This is a genomic window from Bradyrhizobium frederickii (assembly GCF_004570865.1).
Taxonomy (GTDB): domain Bacteria; phylum Pseudomonadota; class Alphaproteobacteria; order Rhizobiales; family Xanthobacteraceae; genus Bradyrhizobium; species Bradyrhizobium frederickii.
Genome location: NZ_SPQS01000005.1, coordinates 327,042 through 348,227 on the forward strand (window position 1 = coordinate 327,042; position 21,186 = coordinate 348,227).

The following is a 21,186-nucleotide window of genomic DNA, read 5'->3' on the forward strand; positions in this document are numbered from 1 at the left end:
AACAGGACAAGTGACAATGCCCGTGTCCCGAACACGGGCATGACGAGGTGATTTCGAGAATGCCACGCCATCATCAGAAGAAGAGTTCCGGGCCCGGCGGAGGCTCGCAACGTCAGTTGCGCGTCGGCGAGCAGGTTCGCCACGCGATGGCCGATATTCTGGCGCAAGGCAATGTGCATGATGCCGATCTCGAGGGTCACATCATCACCGTGCCGGAGGTGCGGATGTCGCCCGACCTGAAGCTCGCGACGGTCTACGTGATGCCGCTCGGTGGCCGCGACACCGAGATCGTTCTCGCTGCGCTCGCACGCAACAAGAAGTTCCTGCGCGGCGAGGTCGCGCGGCGCGTTAACCTGAAATTTGCACCCGACATTCGCTTCCGCGTCGACGAACGATTCGACGAAGCGGAACGGATCGAGAAGCTTTTGCGAACACCTGCGGTGCAGAAGGATCTCGAACAGGACTTGGAACAGGATCCGGAGACGGATCGGGAAGAAGAACGATGACGATGGACCCGGCTCACGACACGATCAGCGGCGAACAGGCCGATCAGCGCGACGTGCAGAAAAATAATTTCGCGGAGATGGACGGCAATTCGGAGCCGCATCACGAGCCGCGCCGCGTCAACAACGATCCGCGTGCCAAACAGCAGAAGGGCAATCAGGTTCGCCGCGACCGGCGCGACGTCCACGGCTGGGTCGTGCTCGACAAGCCGATCGGCATGACCTCGACGCAGGCGGTTGCGGTGCTCAAGCGCCTGTTCAACGCCAAGCGTGCCGGACACGCCGGCACGCTCGATCCGCTCGCCTCGGGCGGGCTGCCGATCGCGCTCGGGGAGGCCACCAAGACCGTTCCCTTCGTCATGGACGGCCGCAAGCGCTACCAGTTCACGGTGTGCTGGGGCGAGGAGCGCGACACCGACGACATCGAGGGCCGGGTGACCGCGACCTCCGACCAGCGTCCGACCCGGGAGGCCATTCTGGCCCTGCTGCCCCGCTTCACCGGGGTGATCGAGCAGATCCCGCCGCGCTATTCCGCGATCAAGGTCCAGGGCGAGCGCGCCTACGACCTTGCCCGCGACGGCGAGGTCGTGGAGCTGGCCCCCCGCCCGGTCGAGATTCACCATTTAACCCTTGTGGATCAACCGGATAACGACCACGCCGTGTTCGAGGCCGAATGCGGCAAGGGCACCTATGTCCGCGCGCTGGCCCGCGATATGGGCCGGATTCTCGGCACTTTTGGCCATATCTGCGCGCTGCGGCGGACCCTGGTCGGCCCATTTGGCGAAAACGACATGATTCCGCTGGATCAGTTGGAGGCTTTGTGCGATAGAGCCGCGTCCGGCGAGGGCAGCCTCGCCGACGCGCTTTTGCCCGTTGAGACCGCGCTGGACGACATCCCGGCACTGGCCGTCACTCGGGCTGATGCGGCAAGGCTCCATCGGGGCCAGGCCGTTTTGTTGCGCGGACGGGATGCGCCCACTTGTAGCGGCACAGTCTATGTCACGGTGGCAGGCCGGCTTCTCGCGCTTGCTGAAGTCGGCAATGGCGAAATCATCCCCAAGCGTGTGTTCAACCTGACCGGCCTGACTGCCAGCCCCGGTCGCAACGAGAGAAATTGACGATGTCGATTGCCGCAGAACGCAAAGCGGAAGTCATCAAGACGAATGCCACCAAAGCCGGCGACACCGGCTCGCCCGAGGTTCAGGTCGCAATCCTGTCGGAACGCATCAACAACCTCACCAGCCATTTCAAGACCCACGTGAAGGACAACCATTCGCGTCGCGGTCTCTTGAAGCTGGTCTCGACCCGCCGCTCGCTTCTCGACTACCTCAAGAAGAAGGACGAGGCGCGGTACAAGGCGCTGCTCGAGAAGCACAACATTCGTCGTTAAGAGTTCCTGCGCGCGCCACCGGCGCGCGTTTTCGCACGCGGTTTCGAACGAAGGCGCTTATTTTAAGCTTTTTGATCGAGGCTGCGCGCGCGTCGGATGCGGGCCGTCGACGGCCGGCATCCGGGGCATGAAGGGCGAAGACCGAAGGTTCGGTGTTCGCGTTCGTGCCGACTGACAGTCCAGCAGCAATCCGGCGGCTGGGCACAACGGGCAAGGCGCCCGTATGACCCGAAAGGATGGACGCCATCCGAAATCCAAAAACCATGGCAGGATCGCAGGACGCTGATCATCCGCTCCGATCAGCGTCCCGCAATCTTGCGCATGGTTTTTGTTTTTCGAGAGCCGTCCCCACTTTCGAGAACCCATGAAAGAAGACCTCTATGTTCAATAAGCATTCAGTCGAGATCGACTGGGGCGGACGCCCTCTCAAGCTTGAAACCGGCAAGATCGCCCGCCAGGCCGACGGCGCCGTCGTCGCCACCTATGGCGAGACCGTGGTGCTTGCCACCGTCGTCGCGGCGAAGGCGCCGCGCGAAGGCGTCGACTTCCTGCCGCTGACCGTCGACTACCAGGAAAAGACCTACGCTGCGGGCCGCATTCCCGGCGGCTATTTCAAGCGCGAGGGTCGTCCGACCGAGAAGGAGACGCTGGTCTCCCGCCTGATCGACCGTCCGATCCGCCCGCTGTTCGTCGACGGCTGGCGCAACGAGACCCAGGTGATCGCCACCGTGCTGTCGCACGACATGGAGAACGACCCTGATATCGTCGCGCTGGTGGCCTCGTCCGCTGCGCTGACCCTGTCCGGCGCGCCGTTCAAGGGCCCGATCGGCGCGGCCCGCGTCGGCTTCGTCAACGACGAATATGTGCTCAACCCGACGCTCGACGAGATGGTCGACACCCAGCTCGACCTCGTCGTCGCCGGCACCGCCGACGCCGTTCTGATGGTGGAATCGGAGGCCAAGGAGCTGAACGAAGACATCATGCTCGGCGCGGTGATGTTCGGTCACCGCCACTTCCAGCCGGTGATCAACGCCATCATCGAGCTGGCCGAGAAGGCCGCCAAGGAGCCGCGCGAAGTCACCGTCATCGACAACGCCGCGCTCGAGAAGGAAATGCTCGGCCTCGTCGAGCAGGAACTGCGCGCCGCCTACGCCATTCCGGTCAAGCAGGATCGCTACGCCGCGGTCGGCAAGGTCAAGGAAAAGGTGATCGCCCACTACTTCCCCGAAGGGCAGGAGCCGAAATACGACAAGCTGCGCATCGGCGCCGTGTTCAAGGAACTCGAAGCCAAGATCGTTCGCTGGAACATCCTCGACACCGGCAAGCGCATCGACGGTCGCGACAGCAAGACCGTGCGCAACATCGTCGCCGAAGTCGGCGTGCTGCCCCGCGCCCACGGCTCGGCGCTGTTCACCCGCGGCGAGACCCAGGGCCTGGTCGTCACCACGCTCGGCACCGGCGAGGACGAGCAGTACATCGACGCGCTGTCGGGAACGTACAAGGAGACGTTCCTGCTGCACTACAACTTCCCTCCCTACTCGGTCGGTGAGACCGGTCGCCTCGGCGGCACCAAGCGGCGCGAGATCGGCCACGGCAAGCTGGCCTGGCGCGCGATCCACCCGGTGCTGCCGCCGCATCACGAGTTCCCCTACACGATCCGCGTGGTCTCGGAGATCACCGAATCGAACGGCTCGTCCTCGATGGCCTCGGTCTGCGGCGCCTCGCTGGCGCTGATGGACGCCGGCGTGCCGTTGAAGCGGCCGACCGCGGGCATCGCGATGGGACTGATCCTCGAAGACAAGCGCTTCGCGGTTCTCTCCGACATCCTCGGTGACGAAGACCATCTCGGCGACATGGACTTCAAGGTGGCCGGCACCGAAGCGGGCATCACCTCGCTCCAGATGGACATCAAAATCGAGGGCATCACCGAAGAGATCATGAAGGTGGCGCTCGGCCAGGCCAAGGAAGGTCGTATTCACATCCTCGGCGAGATGGCGAAGGCGCTCACCAACGCGCGTGCCGAGCTCGGCGAATACGCGCCGCGCATCGAGACCTTCAAGATCGCCACCGACAAGATCCGCGAAGTGATCGGCACCGGCGGCAAGGTGATCCGCGAGATCGTCGAGAAGACCGGCGCCAAGGTCAACATCGAGGACGACGGCACCGTGAAGGTCGCCTCCAGCGACGGCGAGGCGATGAAGGCCGCGATCAAGTGGATCAAGTCGATCGCGTCCGATCCGGAAGTCGGCCAGATCTACGACGGCACCGTGGTCAAGGTGATGGAGTTCGGCGCGTTCGTGAACTTCTTCGGCTCCAAGGACGGCCTCGTTCACATCAGCCAGCTCGCTGCCAACCGCGTGCAGAAGACCTCCGACGTCGTCAAGGAAGGCGACAAGGTCAAGGTCAAGCTGCTCGGCTTCGACGATCGCGGCAAGACCCGCCTGTCGATGAAGGTGGTCGACCAGACCACCGGCGAAGACCTCGAGGGCAAGGGCGGCGAGGGCGAGAAGGCCCCGCGCGAAGCCGCCGGCGAGTAAGTCTCGCGACTTATCGAAAACACGAAGGGCGGCCGAAAGGCCGCCCTTTTTGTTTGTGCCGTTGTTCATGCTCCGGCCGATATGCGCTCCCTCTCCCGCTTGCGGGAGAGGGCTGGGGAGAGGGTGTCTCCTCAGAGAGACTTCCAATGCGGAGAGAACCCCACCCGCGCCTTCGGCGCGACCTCTCCCGCAAGCGGGAGAGGTGTACCGGCCTCACGCCACGATGTCGTAGCGGTCGAGGTTCATCACCTTGGTCCAGGCCTTGGCGAAATCCTGCACGAACTTCTGCTTCGCATCCGAGGTCGCATAGACCTCGGCGAAGGCGCGGAGCTGCGAGTGCGCGCCGAAGATCAGGTCGACGCGCGTTCCCGTCCACTTCACCGCATTGGTCTTGCGGTCGCGTGCCTCGTAGCTGCCGTCGGCGACCGGCGTCCACTGCGCGCTCATGTCGAGCAGGTTGACGAAGAAGTCGTTGCTGAGCGTACCCACCTTCGACGTGAAGACGCCATGCTTCGAACCGTTGGCATTGGCGCCGAGCACACGCAGGCCGCCGACCAGCACGGTCATCTCCGGACCGGTCAGCCGCAGCAGCTGCGCGCGATCGACGAGGGCTTCCTCCTGCTGCATGAACTGATGCTTCTTGCCGACATAGTTACGGAAGCCATCGGCCCGCGGCTCGAGCGGTGCGAAAGATTCCGTGTCGGTCTGCTCCTGCGAAGCATCCATGCGGCCCGGCGTGAAGCCGACCTTGACGTCGACGCCGGCATCCTTCGCGGCCTTCTCGACCGCAGCGGTGCCGCCGAGCACGATGAGGTCCGCCAGCGAAACCTTCTTCGCGCCCGACGAGGCGTTGAAGTCCTTCTGGATCGCCTCCAGCTTGCCGAGCACCTTCAACAGCTGCGCCGGTTCGTTCACCTCCCAGTCCTTCTGCGGAGCCAGGCGAATGCGCGCGCCGTTGGCGCCGCCGCGCTTGTCCGAGCCGCGGAACGTCGAGGCCGACGCCCAGGCGGTCGAGACCAGCTCGGACACCGACAGGCCCGATGCCAGGATCTTGGCCTTCAGCGCAGCGATGTCCTGATCGCTGACCAGCTCGTGGTTCACGGCCGGAATCGGGTCCTGCCAGATCAGCGTCTCCTTCGGCACCAGCGGGCCGAGATAGCGCTGGATCGGACCCATGTCGCGATGGGTGAGCTTGAACCAGGCGCGGGCGAAGGCGTCCGCGAACTGAGCCGGGTTCTCGAGGAAGCGGCGCGAGATCTTCTCATAGGCGGGATCGAAGCGCAGCGAGAGGTCGGTCGTCAGCATCGTCGGCCGATGCTTCTTCGACTTGTCGAAAGCATCGGGAATGATCGCGTCGGCGCCCTTGGCCGTCCATTGCTGCGCACCGCCCGGGCTCTTGGTCAGCTCCCATTCGAAATTGAACAGGTTCTCGAAGAAGTTGTTGCTCCACTTCGTCGGCGTCGTCGTCCATGTCACCTCGAGACCGCTGGTGATGGCATCGCCCGAATGACCCGACGCGTGCTTGCTCTTCCAGCCGAGGCCTTGATCCTCCAGCGCGCCCGCTTCCGGCTCCGGTCCAACCAGCGAGGGATCGCCCGCGCCGTGGGTCTTGCCGAAGCTGTGGCCGCCGGCGATCAGCGCGACGGTCTCCTCGTCGTTCATCGCCATGCGCGCGAAGGTCTCGCGGATGTCCTTGGCCGCGGCGACCGGATCCGGCTTGCCGTTGGGGCCTTCCGGATTGACGTAGATGAGGCCCATCTGCACCGCGCCGAGCGGCTCGGCGAGCTGGCGTTCGCCGCTGTAGCGCTCATCGCCGAGCCAAGTGCCCTCGGGGCCCCAATACAGCTCTTCCGGCTCCCAGACGTCGGCGCGGCCGCCGGCGAAACCGAAGGTCTTGAAGCCCATCGATTCCAGCGCGACGTTGCCGGCGAGCACCATCAGATCGGCCCAGGAGAGCTTGCGGCCATATTTCTGCTTGATCGGCCACAGCAGACGGCGCGCCTTGTCGAGATTGGCGTTGTCGGGCCAGCTGTTGAGCGGTGCAAAGCGCTGCTGTCCGGCGCCGGCGCCACCGCGGCCGTCGGTGATGCGGTAGGTGCCCGCGCTGTGCCAGGCCATGCGGATCATGAGGCCGCCATAATGACCGAAATCGGCCGGCCACCATTCCTGCGAATCCGTCATCAGCGCGGTCAGGTCCTTGATCACCGCGTTGAGATCGAGCGACTTGAACTCCTTGGCGTAATCGAAGTCCTTCCCCATCGGATCGGACTTGTCGGAATTCTTGTGCAGCACCTCGATATTGAGCTGCGTCGGCCACCAGTCGCGGTTCACGCGCGTGGGTTTTCCGCCCGAAAACGGGCACTTCGAAGTGTCGTCCATGAATACCTCCTCTGGTGGCGTCGAACTCGCGCCTTTGACCAGGTAGAACCACTCTAAGCGTCGCGTTCGATCAGGGGAAGTTGACTTTAATGATCGCTGCAATAAGATTTGCTGATGCTCAACGTGACGCTCCGCCAGCTCCGGTATTTCGATGCGCTGGCGCGTCACGGCCATTTCGGCCGCGCGGCCGAGGCCTGCTCCATCTCGCAGCCGGCCTTGTCGATGCAGATCAAGGAGTTGGAGGAGGCGCTGGGCGGGCTGCTGCTGGAGCGTAGCGCGCGCCAGGTGGCGCTGACGCGGTTCGGCGAGGAGCTTTCCCAGCGCGTCCGCGACATCCTGCGCTCGGTCGATGAGCTCGGCGATTTCGCCCGCGCGTCGCAGGACCGGTTTGCCGGCCGCTTGCGCATCGGCATGATCCCGACCATCGCGCCTTACCTCCTGCCGACGATCACCAAGAATCTCACGCGCCTGCATCCGGAGCTCGATATCCGCGTGCGCGAGACCATGACGCCGCGGCTGATTCAGGAGCTGGTGGAGGGGCGGCTCGACACCGCCATCGTCGCATTGCCGGTTTCGGAGCCCTCGCTCACCGAGGTCGCCCTGTTCGAGGAAAAATTCCTGCTGGTCCGGCCGGGCGCCGACGAGGGCACACCGGCCCCCTCGCGCGAGATGATGCGCGAGATGCGGCTGTTGCTGCTCGAGGAGGGACACTGCTTCCGCGATCAGGCGCTGTCGTTCTGCAACATGCAGTCGGCGCCGCCACGCGAGATGCTCGATGCTAATTCGCTGTCGACGCTGGTGCAGATGGTCAGCGCCGGCATCGGCGTGACGCTGATCCCGGAGATGGCAGTGCCGGTGGAGACGCGATCGGCCTCGGTCTCGCTCGCGCGCTTCCGCGATCCGCAGCCATCCCGCACCATCGGCATGGTCTGGCGCAAGACCAGCCCTCTGGCCCGGCAGCTGCTGCAGATTTCCGAGGTGGTGTGCCTGTCGGCCGGCAAGGTGCGGGCGCGGCAATCCGTGCGCAGCCAGAGACTCTAGCGTCCGATGTCGCCTCCGCTCATCCGTCCCGCCGGCGCAGACGAATACGATGAGGTCGGGCGCGTCTGGATGGAGAGCTGGGTCTCGACCGGGCTCGGCGAGGCCAGCGACTTCCTGCTGGCAAACCTGCGCGCGCGGATCCGGCGCGAGATCGAGGACGGCTGGAGCCTGTTCGTCGCCGACGATCGCGGCACCATCGCCGCCATGCTGGCGCTGCATGCGCCGAGGCGCTATCTCGACATGCTCTTCGTCGCGCCCGCCTATCAGGGCCAATCGCTCGGCCGGCAATTGCTCGCCTTCACCCGCACGCAAATGCCGGATGAGATGTATCTGCGTTGCGTCCGCGAGAACGAAAAAGCCTGGCGCTGGTACGAGCGCGAAGGTTTCGTGTTCGAGAAGGAAGAGATCGAGCCGTCAAACGGATTCATGATGAAATATTATCGGTGGAAGAAGGCAGATTGAAACCTCGCGCTACACTTGCGGGCGCGGCTTGCACGCTCTAGTTTTGCAACTCTCGCATTCTCAACCGCTCATTCCCCGATCATGTTACGCAGTTTCGCCGTCGCCGCCATCTTCGTGTCGTTTTGCGCTACGACGGGGTGGGCCCAGTCCCCCTCTGCTCCACCCACTGCCGCGACTCCGGCGACGACCAAGCCGGCTGCGAAGAAGGCGGGGCCGAAGGCCAAGCAACCGGCAGCGAACAAGCCGCAAGCGGCGGAAATCGGCCCCTGCAAGCTCGGCGTGATCTCGGTGATCGGCGAACGCTACTCCGTCCAGAAGTTCGGGCTGACCATCTTCGAGAACGAGGAGAGCGAAGTTGCCATCGACTGGGGTCTTGACGATCTGGTGTTTGCGCGGGTGAAAGCCGCAACGGGTGGCGATCCCGGTGTTCGCAGGATCACCTATCCCAAGGGAGCCTTCGAACCCTTCTACAATCCGAAATCGCGATTCATTCCCGATCCCAACGAACGCCTGCCAGCGATCGTGCGCGGCATCACGCCGAACGCGAGCTGCGATCGATATCTCGTTGCGACCACGTACAAGGGAGAATTGCCGGGCACGCGACTGATGCTGAATGGTATCGGCACGTTCAATCAGGGGCTCGGGATCCGGCATTCGCATCTGTTCGCCAACATCTCGATCAACCTGATCGACGGTAGAAGCTACGAGCAGATCAACCGTCCGTTCGTGAATTTCGGTGCCAACCTCGCAGCAAGCATGCGGTTGACCGAGGATCCACTCACCAAGCTCGACAACGATCACTTCCCCAATCCGCCCGCGACCGCTTCGAGCAGCGCGATTCTGCGCGAGAGAACACGTGCTCTCGTGACCGACAGGCTCGATCGGGGACTTCCCGGCTATCTGAAGCAAGAGTGACACGCGCTCATTCGGATTGACCAAGATATTGCGCACGGAACACAGCATCCGCCCATGCGTAGGGCGTTGCGGATTCGAAGCAGACACGCGATGAATTAGACTTGGTCTCTCGCACGTTGAGGAGGTTCCTCCCCATGATCAAGCTCTATTGGTCGCCCCGCTCGCGCTCGTTCACGACGCTCTGGCTGATGGAGGAGAGCGGCCTGCCCTATGAGCGGGTGCTGACAGACATCTCGACCGGCGCGCAGAAGGCGCCGGATTATCTGAAGATCAATCCGATGGGCAAGGTGCCGGCGCTGACCGATGGCGATGCCGCGCTCGGCGAAGCCGCGGCGATCTGCGCCTATGTTGCCGACCGCTATCCAGAGACGAAGCTTGCGCCAGGCCTGACCGATCCACGCCGCGCACGCTATCTGCAATGGCTGTTCTTCTCGCCGGGCTGCATCGAGCCGGCCATCATCCAGATCTTCACCAAGATCGAGATCCCGAGCTCGACCGCGGCCTGGGGCAGCGCCACGCAGGTGTTCGACGTGCTGGAAGCCGCGCTCGCCAAGGGGCCGTGGATTCTGGGCGAGGACTTTTCCGCGGCCGACATCGTGGTCGGCTCGGGCCTGAACTTCGCGGTGCGCCAGTTCAAGATGGTGCCGACGCGCCCCGCCTTCGATGCCTATCTGGCGCGCTGCACCGCACGGCCGGCGTTCCAGCGCGCGGAGAAGATCGCGGCGGGGTGAGATCGCGCGAAGGGAGCGCGCCTTTGCCCAAGCTGCGAAACTTGCTCGAAGCTACTCCGAGGACTTCAAATCGTCGGGCCGCGGCATCAGCACGATGTTGTAGCCGGAATCGACATAGTGGATCTCGCCGGTGACGCCGCCGGACAGATCCGACAAGAGGTACAGCGCCGAGCCGCCGAGCTCGTCGAGCGTGACGCCGCGGCGGAGCGGCGAATGCTTCTGCATGAAGGCGAACATCGCACGCGCCTCGCCGATCCCCGAGCCCGCGAGCGTGCGGATCGGACCTGCGGAGATCGCGTTGACGCGGATGCCGCGCGGTCCGAAATCCGAGGCGAGATAGCGCACCGAGGCTTCCAGCGCCGCCTTGGCGACGCCCATCACGTTGTAGTTCGGCATCGCGCGCTCCGAGGCGCCGAAGGTCAGCGTGATCATGCTGCCGCCCTCGGTCATCAGCTCGGCGGCGCGCTTTGCGACCTCCGTGAACGAGAAGCAGGAGATAACCATCGTGCGCGAAAAGTTCTCGCGGCTGGTGTCGGCGTAGCGGCCTTTCAATTCGTTCTTGTCGGCGAAGCCGATCGCGTGGATGACGAAATCGAGCTTGCCCCATTTTTCGCGAAGCACGGCGAAGGCGGCATCGACGCTGGCGATGTCCTCGACGTCGCAAGGCAGCACCAGATCGACACCGAGTTGCTCCGCCAGCGGCTTGACGCGCTTGCCCAGCGCTTCGCCCTGGAAGGTGAAGGCGAGCTCGGCGCCGTGGGCGTGCAGCGTCTTCGCCATGCCCCAGGCGATCGAATGATCATTGGCGATGCCCATGATCAGACCGCGCTTGCCTTTCATCAGACCTTCCATTGCGAAATTACTCTCCGCTCTTCGTCATGCCCGGGCTTGTCCCGGGCATCCACGCCCTTTGCAGCCAGAACGTAAGACGTGGATGGCCGGGACAGGCCCGGCCATGACGAGAAATCACGAACGCGTCGACGACGTCGTCACACATCCATCCGGCTGAACACCAGCGTGGCGTTGGTGCCGCCGAAGCCGAAGGAGTTCGACAGCACGGTGCCGACCTTGACGTTGTCGATGCGCTTGCGCACGATCGGCATGTCGGCAAACACGGGATCGAGCTCCTGGATGTGGGCGCTCTCGCAGATGAAGCCGTTGTTCATCATCAGCAGCGAGTAGATCGCCTCCTGCACGCCGGTGGCGCCCAGCGAGTGGCCGGTCAGTGCCTTGGTCGCCGAGATCGGCGGGCACTTCTCGCCGCTGCCGAACACCCGGCGAAGCGCGTCGATCTCCGGAGGATCGCCGGCCGGCGTCGAGGTCGCATGCGGATTGATGTAGTCGACCTTGGTCTTCACCGTCGACATCGCCATGCGCATGCAGCGCTCGGCACCTTCGCCCGACGGGGCCACCATGTCGTAACCGTCCGAGGTCGCGCCGTAGCCGACGATCTCGCCGTAGATGCGGGCGCCGCGCGCCTTGGCATGCTCGAGCTCTTCCAGCACCAGCACGCCGGCACCGCCGGCGATGACGAAGCCGTCGCGGTTGACGTCGTAGGGACGCGAGGCCGTGGCGGGCGTGTCGTTGTACTTCGAGGACATCGCGCCCATGGCGTCGAACAGCACCGACAGCGACCAGTCCAGCTCCTCGCAGCCGCCGGCGAAGATGACGTCCTGCTTGCCGATCTGGATCGTCTCGTAGGCATTGCCGACGCAATGATTCGACGTCGCGCAGGCCGAGGAGATCGAGTAGTTCACGCCCTTGATCTTGAACCAGGTCGCAAGCGTCGCGGAGGCCGTGGACGACATCGCCTTCGGCACTGCAAACGGTCCGACGCGCTTCGGTCCCTTGGTGCGGGTGATGTCGGCGGCCTCGACGATGGTGCGGGCGGACGGGCCGCCGGAGCCCATGATGATGCCGGTGCGGATGTTGGAGACTTCGTCAGGCGACAGACCGGAATCCTGGATCGCCTGCTCCATCGCGATGTGATTCCACGCCGCGCCCTGGCCGAGGAAACGCATGGCGCGGCGGTCGACCACCGTCGCAGGATCCAGCGTCGGTGCGCCCTGCACCTGCGAACGGAAGCCGAGCTCGGCATATTTCTCAGCCCGAGAAATGCCCGATTTCGCCTCGTGAAGGCTCGCAAGCACTTCCTGGGTGTTGTTTCCGATCGACGAGACGATGCCCATCCCGGTGACCACAACCCGCCTCATGACAGCCTCGCCCTGCTCGTTGTCTTCTCGTTCTCTTCGTGGTGATGCGCTCAGCCCAGGCTCGTGCCCTGCTTGAACAGGCCGACCTTCAGGTCCTTGGCGCGATAAATAATCTGCTCGTCGACCGAAAGCCACCCGTCGGCAATACCGAGCACCAGCTTTGAACGCATCACGCGTTTGATATCGACGTTGTACACAACCTTGCGCGCCTCGGGCAGCACCTGGCCGCTGAACTTCAGCTCGTTCAAGCCGAGCGCGCGGCCGCGACCTTCACCCCCGGTCCAGCCCAGATAGAAGCCGACCATTTGCCACAGCGCGTCGAGGCCGAGGCAGCCGGGCATCACCGGATCGTTCTTGAAGTGGCAGCCGAAGAACCACAGATCGGGCTTCACATCGAGCTCGGCGCGCACCAGCCCCTTGCCGAACTCGCCGCCATTGTCGTTGATCTCGGTGATGCGGTCGAACATCAGCATCGGCGGCAACGGCAGCTGGGCATTGCCCGGGCCGAACATCTCGCCGCGGGCACAAGCCAGCAGATCTTCGTATTCGTAACCGTTGCGCCTGTTCAGCATGCACGAGCCTCTGTTTGTATTCCGATTGAGCGGCGTTTTTTGGCGAAATGGGCCCCGTCGGTCGGAGAGCAACGCCAATTGCCACCGTCAGGCGCGACTCCCGCATGCCCCCGGATGGACTGTCTGCCGGGCCTCCATGCCCGGCTGCGCCAAAATCGGCTAAGCGGAACCGGGCGCTCTCTAACACAGGCTAATCGGGTGGCAAAGTGCATCCATGAAGGTAAAATGACGTGATCCCGGCACGGTTCCAGGCCTGATTAGAACCTCTCTAGTTGCGAGAAACTTGCATCTGCATCTTTCTATTCTTATATTGCAGAGAGATATTGTTCACGCGTGCCCGAAATCTGGAAATGAACGAGAACACCGCGTCCCATCACAACGACGACGTCCACGCCGCGGCCCTCTTGTCCGGCCGTCAGCCGGCTTTGACCGGCTGCCCCTGGCACGACGTCAATGAAATGCTCCAGTCTGCCGGGCTGCGTCCGACGCGCCAGCGCATGGCGCTGGGCTGGCTGTTGTTCGGCAAGGGCGCACGCCACCTGACGGCTGAAATGCTCTACGAGGAAGCGACGCTGGCCAAGGTTCCGGTGTCGTTGGCAACCGTTTACAACACGTTGAACCAGCTCACCGATGCCGGCCTGCTCCGCCAGGTCAGCGTCGACGGCACCAAGACCTATTTCGACACCAACGTCACCACCCACCACCATTACTACCTCGAGAACAGCCATGAGCTGGTCGACATCGAGGATCCGCATCTGGCGCTGTCCAAGATGCCGGAGGTGCCGGAGGGTTACGAGATCTCCCGCATCGACATGGTCGTGCGCCTGCGCAAGAAGCGCTGAACCGGTCCTACATCGCTGATGTGATCGTCATTCCGGGGCGGTGGGCGGCGCCGAGCTCTGGTGCGCGCTTGCGCAGCTGAGAACCTCGAAATCCCGGATTCGATGCTGCGCATCGCTCCGGGATGCCCTTCGGGTCAGTTGACCTGCTCGTCCGAATAGACGCCCCAGAGGCGCTCTTGCTGGATCCAGCCGTCGAAGCCGTTGCCGGTGACGCGGCACCAGTTTGCGGCGCACTTCTTCACCTGCGTGACGACGCCCGCCTGGAGCCTGGCTGTAACCGCACTGTCGGGATCGGCCCGATCGTAGATCGGGGCGAGATCGTCCTTGTGCTTCATGGTGACCACCGCGGTGCGGCGGCCCGAGAGCAGCGAGTGGTAGACCCAGCCCTCGGCGCCCTCGGAATCGCGCACCCGGCGCCAATTCTCGAACTCGGCGGTAATTTCGACCGGCAGGCCGGCGCGGGTATAGACCCAGGCCACGTCATTGTCCTTGGTCGGGCCGGCGCGAACATTGACGTGATCCGACTTGAGGCTGACGTAACGCGGCACCGGCAGACCGCTGGCGGTCTGCGGGGTGTTATCCTTGGCCGAAAGCGAGGGGCCGACCGAGGCGCTCCACAGGGTGCAGACAAGCGCCATCACCGAACAAAAACGCCCCAACGCCATCAACCCGTCTCCTGTCGAAGACCCGGCATTGCCGGACCCTCACCCCGAAATTCCAAACCCTTGCCGCGTCAATCCCGACCCGTCCCACGCAGGTGTTCCCGAAGCCTGGCCCGTGGTTCTTGTCTTGGCCCGGCCTTCTGCTAGAGAGGACGGGCACTTGAACAACCAGTTTGCCCCGATTTTCCGGCCGGAAATCTCGGGAGAGCTTGAAGGAAACGCCGGGGACGGACACGGCAAGGGCAGTGTCGAACAACCGGGTTAATGAGGCCTCAACGGCCGGCCTTTGGCGACAGAGGCGGGCCAGCGACGCCTCATGAGAGCAGGACATGTCGGTGAAGAAAAAGCCCCTCGTCGTCGTGACGCGCAAGCTGCCGGATTCGATCGAGACGCGGATGCGCGAATTGTTCGACGCGCGGATCAATCTCGAGGACACGCCGATGTCCGCCGAGCAGCTCGCGGAAGCGGCGCGCACCGCCGATGTGCTGGTTCCCACGGTCACCGACCATGTCAACGCCGAGATCGTCAACCAGCCGGACTGCAAGCTGCGGCTGATCGCCAATTTCGGCAACGGCGTCGACAATATCGACGTGGAGGCTGCGCACGCCCGCGGCATCACCGTCACCAACACGCCGAAGGTTCTGACCGAGGACACCGCCGACATGACCATGGCGCTGATCCTGGCCGTGCCCAGGCGGATGATCGAAGGCGCCTCGATCCTGACCGAAGGAAAACCCTGGCCGGGCTGGTCGCCGACCTGGATGCTCGGCCACCGCATCGGGGGAAAGCGCCTCGGCATCATCGGCATGGGCCGCATCGGCCAGGCGGTCGCGCGCCGCGCCCGCGCCTTCGGCCTTCAGATCCACTATCACAACCGCCGTCCCGTCGCGCCTATCATCGCCGAAGAGCTCGGCGCGACCTATTGGGAAAGCCTCGACCAGATGCTGGCGCGGATGGACATCATCTCGGTGAATTGTCCGCACACGCCGGCGACCTATCATCTGCTCTCGGCGCGACGACTGAAGCTGATCCGCAAAGACGCCTACATCGTCAACACCGCGCGCGGCGAGGTGACCGACGAGGACACGCTGATCAAGTTGATCGAAGGCGGCGAGATCGCCGGCGCCGGCCTCGACGTCTACGAGCACGAGCCCGCGGTCAACCCGAAGCTGGTGCGGCTCGCCAGGGCCGGCAAGGTGACGCTGCTGCCGCATATGGGCTCGGCCACGATCGAAGGCCGCGTCGAGATGGGCGAGAAGGTGATCATCAACATCCGTACCTTCCTCGACGCCCACAAGCCGCCGGATCGCGTGCTGCCGAGCATGCTCTGAGGCTTACGTCCCACGCCCTTCCCGCTTGCGCCAAGCCGCGACGAAATCGATGAAGGCGCGCAGCGCAGGAGGCGTCTGGCGGCGGCTCGGATAGTATAGGAACGGTCCGGGAAACGACTCGCACCAATCCTCCATCAGGCTGACCAGCGCGCCGGACTTCAAGGCGTCATGCACGTAGCCATCGAGCGTTGCCCACACGCCGACACCGTCGAGCGCGGCGCGCATGGCGAGGCCCATATTGGTCGAGATCAGCTTGGCCGGCGGATCGACCTTCATGATCTGCCCCTTCTTCTCGAACTCCCAATCGTGCATGACCCCGCTCGAATAGCGGGCGCGGATGCAGTCATGATCGAGAAGATCCTTCGGATGCTTCGGCTTGCCGCGGCGCGCGAGGTACGCAGGCGAGGCCACGATGACGTAACGCTGCGGACCACTCAGGGACACCGCCACCATGTCCTGCGCGAGGTGCTCGCCGTAACGGACGCCGGCATCAAAGCCGGCGCTGACGATGTCGACGAACCCGCTCTCGGAAACGATGTCGAGATCGACCTGCGGATGCGCCGCCAGAAACGGCCCGACCATCGGCGCCAGCACCAGATCGACCGCCGGCGGGGGCGCGTTGATGCGGAGGCGGCCCGAGGTGACCTCGCGCAGTCCGCGCACCTGATCCAGCGCATCGCCAACATCGCGCAAGGCCGGAGCGACGCGCGACAGCAGCAATTCGCCCGCCTCGGTCAGCGCGACACTGCGCGTGGTGCGGTTCATCAGGCGGACGCCGAGGCGCTCCTCCAGGTCCCGGAGTCGCTGGCTGAGACTCGACACCGACACACGGATTTCGACCGCCGCACGCCGGAAATTGCGGGTGCGGGCGACCGCCATGAAGACATCGAGATCGCGCAGGTCAGGCTCGGCCATTGTTCGCTAATGTGAACAAGCCATTCCGGATTGTCCAGCTTATCGGCTCAATCGATCGGGCGCATATCTGCCCTCGTCACGCGGCGCTCAGCCGCCGCCCTTCGAGGAGAGCCATCATGGAACAACGAAAACTCGGTTTAACCGGCCCCACCGTCTCGAGCCTCGGTCTCGGCTGCATGGCCATGTCCGACGCCTATGGTCCTTCCGATCGCGGCGAAAGCATCGCCACCATCCACGCGGCGCTCGATGCGGGCATCACGCTGCTCGACACCGGCGATTTCTACGCCATGGGCCACAATGAAATGCTGATCCGCGAGGCGCTCAAGGACGTTTCACGCGAGAAGGTGCGGATTAGCGTCAAGTTCGGCGCGCTGCGCGGTCCCGCCGGCGACTTCATCGGCATGGACTGCCGGCCGGCCGCAACCAAGAACTTCCTCGCCTATTCGCTCCAGCGGCTCGGCACCGACCATGTCGACATCTATCGTCCGGCGCGGCTCGATCCGAACGTTCCCATCGAAGAGACCGTCGGCGGCCTCGCCGATCTCGTGAAGGCGGGCTATGTCAGGCATATCGGCCTGTCCGAGGTCGGCTCCGACACCATCCGCCGCGCGCATGCGGTGCATCCGATCGCCGATCTCCAGATCGAATATTCGCTGATCGAGCGCGGCATCGAACGCGACATCCTCAAGACCTGCCGCGAGCTCGGCATCGGCATCACCGCCTACGGCGTCCTGGCGCGCGGCCTGATCAGCGGTCACTGGTCGAAGGATTCGGGCAAGGCCGGCAAGGACTATCGGCTGATGACGCCGCGCTTCCAGGGTGCGAACCTCGACGCCAATCTCGCGCTGGTGGATTCTCTGCGCACGATCGCGAACGAGGTCGGCGCGACGCCGGCGCAGGTCGCGATCGCCTGGGTGGCGGCGCAGGGCCCGGAGATTGTGCCATTGGTCGGCGCCCGCACCCGCAACCGTCTGGCCGAAGCGCTCGGCACAACCAAGGTGACGCTGACGCAAGCTCATCTCACAGCATTGGGCAAGGCCTTCCCGCCGGACGTCGCTTCGGGCACGCGTTACGCGGCCGAGCAGATGGCGCATCTCGACAGCGAGAAACCGGCCACCAGGTAACGGCGGCAATCAGGTGCGATGGGCGCCGAGATCGCTGATCACAGGCCCGTCGCCGTTGAGCGGATTGGCCGGATCGCGCCCGTAGCGCAGCGTCTCGAAGCGCATCGCGCGCGCATCGATCATCAGGAGACGGCCGACCAGGCCGTCGCCGAAACCGACGATCTCGCGGATCGCCTCCAGCGCCATCATCGAGCCGAGCACACCCGCCAGCGCCCCCATGACGCCGGCTTCGGCGCAGGCCGGAACGGTGCCGGGCGGCGGCGCCTCCGGAAACAGGCAGCGATAGGTCGGGTTGAATTCGCCCTGCTCGTTCCGCTCATGCGCGCGAATGGTGGTGAGCGAGCCGTCGAAGGTGCCGAGCGCGGCGGTAATCAGCGGCCGCTTGGCAAAGAAGCAGGCGTCCGAGACCAGATAGCGCGTGGCGAAATTGTCGGAGCCGTCGAGCACGAGATCATAGTCGCCGACCAGACCGAGCGCATTGTCGGCATTGAGCCAGGTGGCGTGGCCGACGAAGCGGACGTGCGGATTGAGCGCCGCGATCCGCTCGGCGGCGCTCTCGACCTTGTGCCGGCCGATATCAGGCGTGGTGTGGATCACCTGGCGCTGCAGGTTCGACAGCGACACCACGTCGTCGTCGACCACGCCCAGCGTGCCCACACCGGCAGCGGCCAGATACATCAGGGCGGGCGCGCCGAGGCCGCCGGCGCCGATCACCAGCACAGAGGACCGCTTCAACGCGGCCTGGCCTGGGCCGCCGACATCGCGCAGCACGATATGGCGGGCATAGCGTTCGAGTTCGTCCGGGCCCAGCATCGTCGTCCGTCTCTCCTACCGAGCCATCGCTCTATCCCCTCATGGTGAGGAGGCGCAAAGCGCCGTCTCGAACCATGAAGGCCCGACTCCCGCCCCCTGCCATCCTTCTAGACGCGGCCTTCGGACGCTCCTCAGGATGAGGACCTGATTGCATGGCTCGGTCACGAGCCTGAACCAGCCCAACATTGTTCGCGACCAACGAGATGTGCTTCAATGGCATTGCGTTCAATGGGCTGGCTGGATTTGTCATGAGATCGATGCTTGCGGCAACCTTGATGTTTGCGGCCGCCACGGCTGCGAACGCCCAGATGACGACGCAGCAGATCCCCGGCACCAAGCCGAAGACGGTCCAGACCGTGCCGATCCAGCCTCCGGCGATGCAGACACCGTCGGCAACGGCGGATGCCATGGCAAAAGCCGAGCGGTTGGCGCTGCAATCCGACCTCGCCTGGGTCGGCCAGTACAACGGCGCCATCACCGGCGACGTCAGCGAGCGCCTGGTCAACGCCATCAAGGAATACCAGAAGGCGAAGGGCGGCAAGCCAACCGGCGTGCTCAATCCGCAAGAGCGCGCCGCGCTCGCCGAGTCGGCACGAAAGAAGCAGGACAGCGTCGGCTGGAAGATCGTGACGGAGCCGACCAGCGGCGCCCGGCTCGGCATCCCCTCGAAACTGGTGCCGCAGCAGGCGAGCGACGCCAACGGCTCGAAATGGACCTCGCCGACCGGAACCGTGCAGGTGCTGCTCAGCCGCCGCAAGGAGGCGAACCCGACTACGGCAAAACTCGCGGAGCTGGAGAAGGAGCCGTCCGGGCGCAAGGTCGACTACACCGTGGTGAAGCCCGACTTCTTCGTGCTGTCGGGCTTGCAAGGCCAGAAGAAGTTCTATGTCCGCGGCACCTTCAAGGGCGACGAGGTCCGCACCATGACGATCCTCTACGACCAGGCGACCGAGAACACGGTCGAGCCGGTCGTGATCGCGATGTCGAGTGCGTTCAATGCGTTCCCGTCGGGACCGCAGGCCGGGCCGCCGCCGCGCAAGACCGTCGAATACGGCACCGGAATCGTCGTCAGCGACGACGGCGCGATCGTTGCCGACCGCCTCGTCACCGACGGCTGCCTCGCGATCACCATCGCCGGCCATGGCAATGCCGACCGTCTCGCCGAGGACAAGGAGCGCGGTCTCGCGCTGTTGCACATCTATGGCGCGCGCGGCCTGAAGCCGTTCAGCCTCACTGGCGGCGCGGCAAAGACCAATGTCGATGTCGTCGGCATCGCCGATCCGCAGAGCCAGGGCGGCGCGGGCGGCGTGTCGGTCGTCAAGGCCGCGCTGGCGCCGGTCCCGAGCAGCGAGTCCATGCTGTCGCCACCGCCGGCGATCGGGTTTTCCGGTGCTCCGGCGATCGATGGCGAGGGCAGGTTCGCCGGCATCGCGCTGTTGAAGCCGGCCATGGTTGCGGGACCTGCGACATCGGTGCCGGCCTCGCAGGCGGTGATGGTGTCCGCGGACGCCGTGCGCGATTTCCTGAGGGCGAACAATGTCGCGGCGAATGGCACGTCGATGGATGCCAAAGCCGCGATCGTCCGCGTGATCTGCGTGCGGAAGTAAGACGGGCAACGTCACCGCTCTCTCTCTCGTGTCCCGGACGCGGCGCGGCATGAAATGCTGCTCCGCTGAGCCGGGACCCACGCGTCGACAGCTCCGCTTGCGGCCTCTCGGCCCCGGCTCGGCAGCACCGCTTGCACGCTGCGCTTTGTCCGGGGCAGGAGACCGATCGGCACCGCCTTACGTACGACTACTGGTCCAGTAATGGTACGGATTCGCTGGCATTCCCCATTTCGCCATCATCGCTACTGCTGATTCGGACCTCCGCGATCCCCTTTGGATCGGGCCGGCACGTCCTGAGCGAGAAGAGCTCAGCATCGAGATCGATGCACGTTCGCGTGGCGTATTCTGACCCAAGCACTCCAAAGGATTGATCTCAAATGCACACGATCGTACTGGCCACCCAAAAGGGTGGTAGCGGCAAGAGCACGCTTGCCGTCGGCCTCGCGCTCGCGGCCAAGCAGGCCGGCTTCACCGTCCGCCTGATCGAGACCGACCCGCAGGGCACCCTGTCCAACTGGCAGCGCCGCCGCACCGCCGATGATGTCGTCGTCGAGCCGATCTACCATGCCGCCGACATCGAGCCGCGCCTGAAGATGCTGGCTGACAGCGGCCTGCAGCTCGCGATCGTCGACACCGCCGCCGGCCTGTCCGCCGCCACCACCGCTGCGATCCGCCATTCCAATCTCTGCCTGATCCCGGCCCGCCCGAGCGTCGCCGACATCGAGGCGACGGCCTCGACGCTCAGCGTCGCGCGCGCCTGGAAGCGGCCCTACAGCTTCGTGCTCAACCAGACGCCGATCCGGGGCCAGCGCATCGACAACGCCGCTGGCGCGCTCGCCGAGGAAGCTTCGCTCGATCTCGCTGAGGTGCTCGCGCGCCCGCTGATCGTGATGCGCAATGATCATCAGGATTCGCTCGCCAGCGGTCTTGCCGTGAGCGAATTCGCGCCGAACGGCAAGTCTGCGGACGAGATCCGCGGCCTCTGGTGCTGGATCGCGGCCCGGCTCGAGCTTGACGCCACGATCAATGTCCTGATCGACCGGGTGATGTCGGCCGCGGACGGCATGCTGCATGTCGCCGCCGATCTTGCGGCGGACGAGACCACGACACTGGCGTCCTGAGCGGGGCGATCGCTCGGACGGCAGCCGG

The 21,186-nt window shown here is 64.7% G+C and carries 20 protein-coding genes; 13 read left to right on the plus strand and 7 right to left on the minus strand.

Going from position 1 to position 21,186, the window contains the following annotated elements; genetic code table 11:
• Positions 1 to 59: 59 nt before the first annotated feature.
• The 4 genes from rbfA (at position 60) to pnp (ending at position 4,430) form a co-directional block, all read left to right on the plus strand.
• Positions 60 to 506, plus strand: coding sequence for a 30S ribosome-binding factor RbfA (gene rbfA, locus E4K64_RS11275; RefSeq protein WP_135163571.1), 447 nt, complete (start codon positions 60 to 62; stop codon positions 504 to 506).
• On the plus strand, positions 503 to 1,621 hold the full coding sequence (gene truB / locus E4K64_RS11280; RefSeq protein ID WP_167771943.1) for a tRNA pseudouridine(55) synthase TruB: 1,119 nt from the start codon (positions 503 to 505) through the stop codon (positions 1,619 to 1,621). Before rbfA ends, truB begins: the two co-directional genes overlap by 4 nt.
• A gap of 2 nt (positions 1,622 to 1,623) precedes the next feature.
• A complete protein-coding gene (gene rpsO / locus E4K64_RS11285) occupies positions 1,624 to 1,893 on the plus strand; it encodes a 30S ribosomal protein S15 (RefSeq protein WP_028133641.1) in 270 nt (89 codons plus the stop codon).
• A 380-nt stretch (positions 1,894 to 2,273) separates the two neighbouring features.
• Complete coding sequence (pnp, locus tag E4K64_RS11290; protein WP_126257003.1) at positions 2,274 to 4,430, plus strand: polyribonucleotide nucleotidyltransferase; 2,157 nt, start codon at positions 2,274 to 2,276, stop codon at positions 4,428 to 4,430.
• A gap of 213 nt (positions 4,431 to 4,643) precedes the next feature.
• On the opposite strand, the gene katG is transcribed toward pnp, so the two are convergent.
• Positions 4,644 to 6,809 (minus strand): catalase/peroxidase HPI, encoded by a 2,166-nt coding sequence (gene katG / locus E4K64_RS11295; protein WP_167771944.1) that lies wholly within the window; start codon positions 6,807 to 6,809, stop codon positions 4,644 to 4,646.
• A 114-nt stretch (positions 6,810 to 6,923) separates the two neighbouring features.
• Here katG and E4K64_RS11300 point away from each other — a divergent pair, with 114 nt between their 5' ends.
• From E4K64_RS11300 to E4K64_RS11315, 4 genes are all read left to right on the plus strand, one after another.
• Entirely contained in the window at positions 6,924 to 7,850 is a 927-nt protein-coding gene (locus E4K64_RS11300; RefSeq protein WP_135163573.1) for a hydrogen peroxide-inducible genes activator, read from the plus strand.
• A gap of 6 nt (positions 7,851 to 7,856) precedes the next feature.
• Positions 7,857 to 8,312, plus strand: a complete 456-nt coding sequence (locus tag E4K64_RS11305; protein WP_135163574.1) for a GNAT family N-acetyltransferase — start codon at positions 7,857 to 7,859, stop codon at positions 8,310 to 8,312.
• Positions 8,313 to 8,393: 81 nt separating this feature from the next.
• Positions 8,394 to 9,227 carry a hypothetical protein gene (locus E4K64_RS11310; protein ID WP_135163575.1) on the plus strand — a complete coding sequence of 278 codons (834 nt, stop codon included), beginning with the start codon at positions 8,394 to 8,396 and terminating at the stop codon, positions 9,225 to 9,227.
• A 134-nt stretch (positions 9,228 to 9,361) separates the two neighbouring features.
• On the plus strand, positions 9,362 to 9,958 hold the full coding sequence (locus E4K64_RS11315) for a glutathione S-transferase family protein (RefSeq protein WP_135163576.1): 597 nt from the start codon (positions 9,362 to 9,364) through the stop codon (positions 9,956 to 9,958).
• A 51-nt stretch (positions 9,959 to 10,009) separates the two neighbouring features.
• On the opposite strand, the gene fabI is transcribed toward E4K64_RS11315, so the two are convergent.
• From fabI to fabA, 3 genes are all read right to left on the minus strand, one after another.
• Positions 10,010 to 10,810, minus strand: a complete 801-nt coding sequence (fabI, locus tag E4K64_RS11320) for an enoyl-ACP reductase FabI (RefSeq protein ID WP_135163577.1) — start codon at positions 10,808 to 10,810, stop codon at positions 10,010 to 10,012.
• A gap of 137 nt (positions 10,811 to 10,947) precedes the next feature.
• Positions 10,948 to 12,171 carry a beta-ketoacyl-ACP synthase I gene (gene fabB / locus E4K64_RS11325; protein WP_126256997.1) on the minus strand — a complete coding sequence of 408 codons (1,224 nt, stop codon included), beginning with the start codon at positions 12,169 to 12,171 and terminating at the stop codon, positions 10,948 to 10,950.
• 50 nt (positions 12,172 to 12,221) lie between these two features.
• Positions 12,222 to 12,743, minus strand: coding sequence for a bifunctional 3-hydroxydecanoyl-ACP dehydratase/trans-2-decenoyl-ACP isomerase (gene fabA, locus E4K64_RS11330; RefSeq protein ID WP_135163633.1), 522 nt, complete (start codon positions 12,741 to 12,743; stop codon positions 12,222 to 12,224).
• A gap of 350 nt (positions 12,744 to 13,093) precedes the next feature.
• Here fabA and irrA point away from each other — a divergent pair, with 350 nt between their 5' ends.
• The gene (gene irrA, locus E4K64_RS11335; protein ID WP_135163578.1) at positions 13,094 to 13,585 is read left to right on the plus strand and encodes an iron response transcriptional regulator IrrA; all 492 of its coding nucleotides are present in this window, start codon (positions 13,094 to 13,096) and stop codon (positions 13,583 to 13,585) included.
• 134 nt (positions 13,586 to 13,719) lie between these two features.
• Here the strand turns inward: irrA and E4K64_RS11340 are convergent, their stop codons facing one another.
• On the minus strand, positions 13,720 to 14,250 hold the full coding sequence (locus E4K64_RS11340) for an SH3 domain-containing protein (protein ID WP_135163579.1): 531 nt from the start codon (positions 14,248 to 14,250) through the stop codon (positions 13,720 to 13,722).
• A gap of 326 nt (positions 14,251 to 14,576) precedes the next feature.
• Here E4K64_RS11340 and E4K64_RS11345 point away from each other — a divergent pair, with 326 nt between their 5' ends.
• Complete coding sequence (locus E4K64_RS11345) at positions 14,577 to 15,578, plus strand: 2-hydroxyacid dehydrogenase (RefSeq protein ID WP_135163580.1); 1,002 nt, start codon at positions 14,577 to 14,579, stop codon at positions 15,576 to 15,578.
• Positions 15,579 to 15,581: 3 nt separating this feature from the next.
• Here E4K64_RS11345 and E4K64_RS11350 read toward each other — a convergent pair whose 3' ends face one another.
• Positions 15,582 to 16,493, minus strand: a complete 912-nt coding sequence (locus tag E4K64_RS11350) for a LysR family transcriptional regulator (protein ID WP_135163581.1) — start codon at positions 16,491 to 16,493, stop codon at positions 15,582 to 15,584.
• 116 nt (positions 16,494 to 16,609) lie between these two features.
• On the opposite strand from E4K64_RS11350, the gene E4K64_RS11355 reads away from it, so the two are divergent.
• On the plus strand, positions 16,610 to 17,617 hold the full coding sequence (locus E4K64_RS11355; RefSeq protein WP_135163582.1) for an aldo/keto reductase: 1,008 nt from the start codon (positions 16,610 to 16,612) through the stop codon (positions 17,615 to 17,617).
• A gap of 9 nt (positions 17,618 to 17,626) precedes the next feature.
• Here E4K64_RS11355 and E4K64_RS11360 read toward each other — a convergent pair whose 3' ends face one another.
• Entirely contained in the window at positions 17,627 to 18,430 is an 804-nt protein-coding gene (locus E4K64_RS11360) for a HesA/MoeB/ThiF family protein (RefSeq protein WP_135163583.1), read from the minus strand.
• Between the two features lie 248 nt (positions 18,431 to 18,678).
• Here E4K64_RS11360 and E4K64_RS11365 point away from each other — a divergent pair, with 248 nt between their 5' ends.
• Positions 18,679 to 20,037, plus strand: a complete 1,359-nt coding sequence (locus E4K64_RS11365) for a peptidoglycan-binding protein (RefSeq protein ID WP_167771945.1) — start codon at positions 18,679 to 18,681, stop codon at positions 20,035 to 20,037.
• Between the two features lie 377 nt (positions 20,038 to 20,414).
• Positions 20,415 to 21,158: a ParA family protein gene (locus E4K64_RS11370; protein ID WP_135163584.1), complete on the plus strand. Its 744-nt coding sequence runs from the start codon at positions 20,415 to 20,417 to the stop codon at positions 21,156 to 21,158.
• Positions 21,159 to 21,186: the final 28 nt, after the last annotated feature.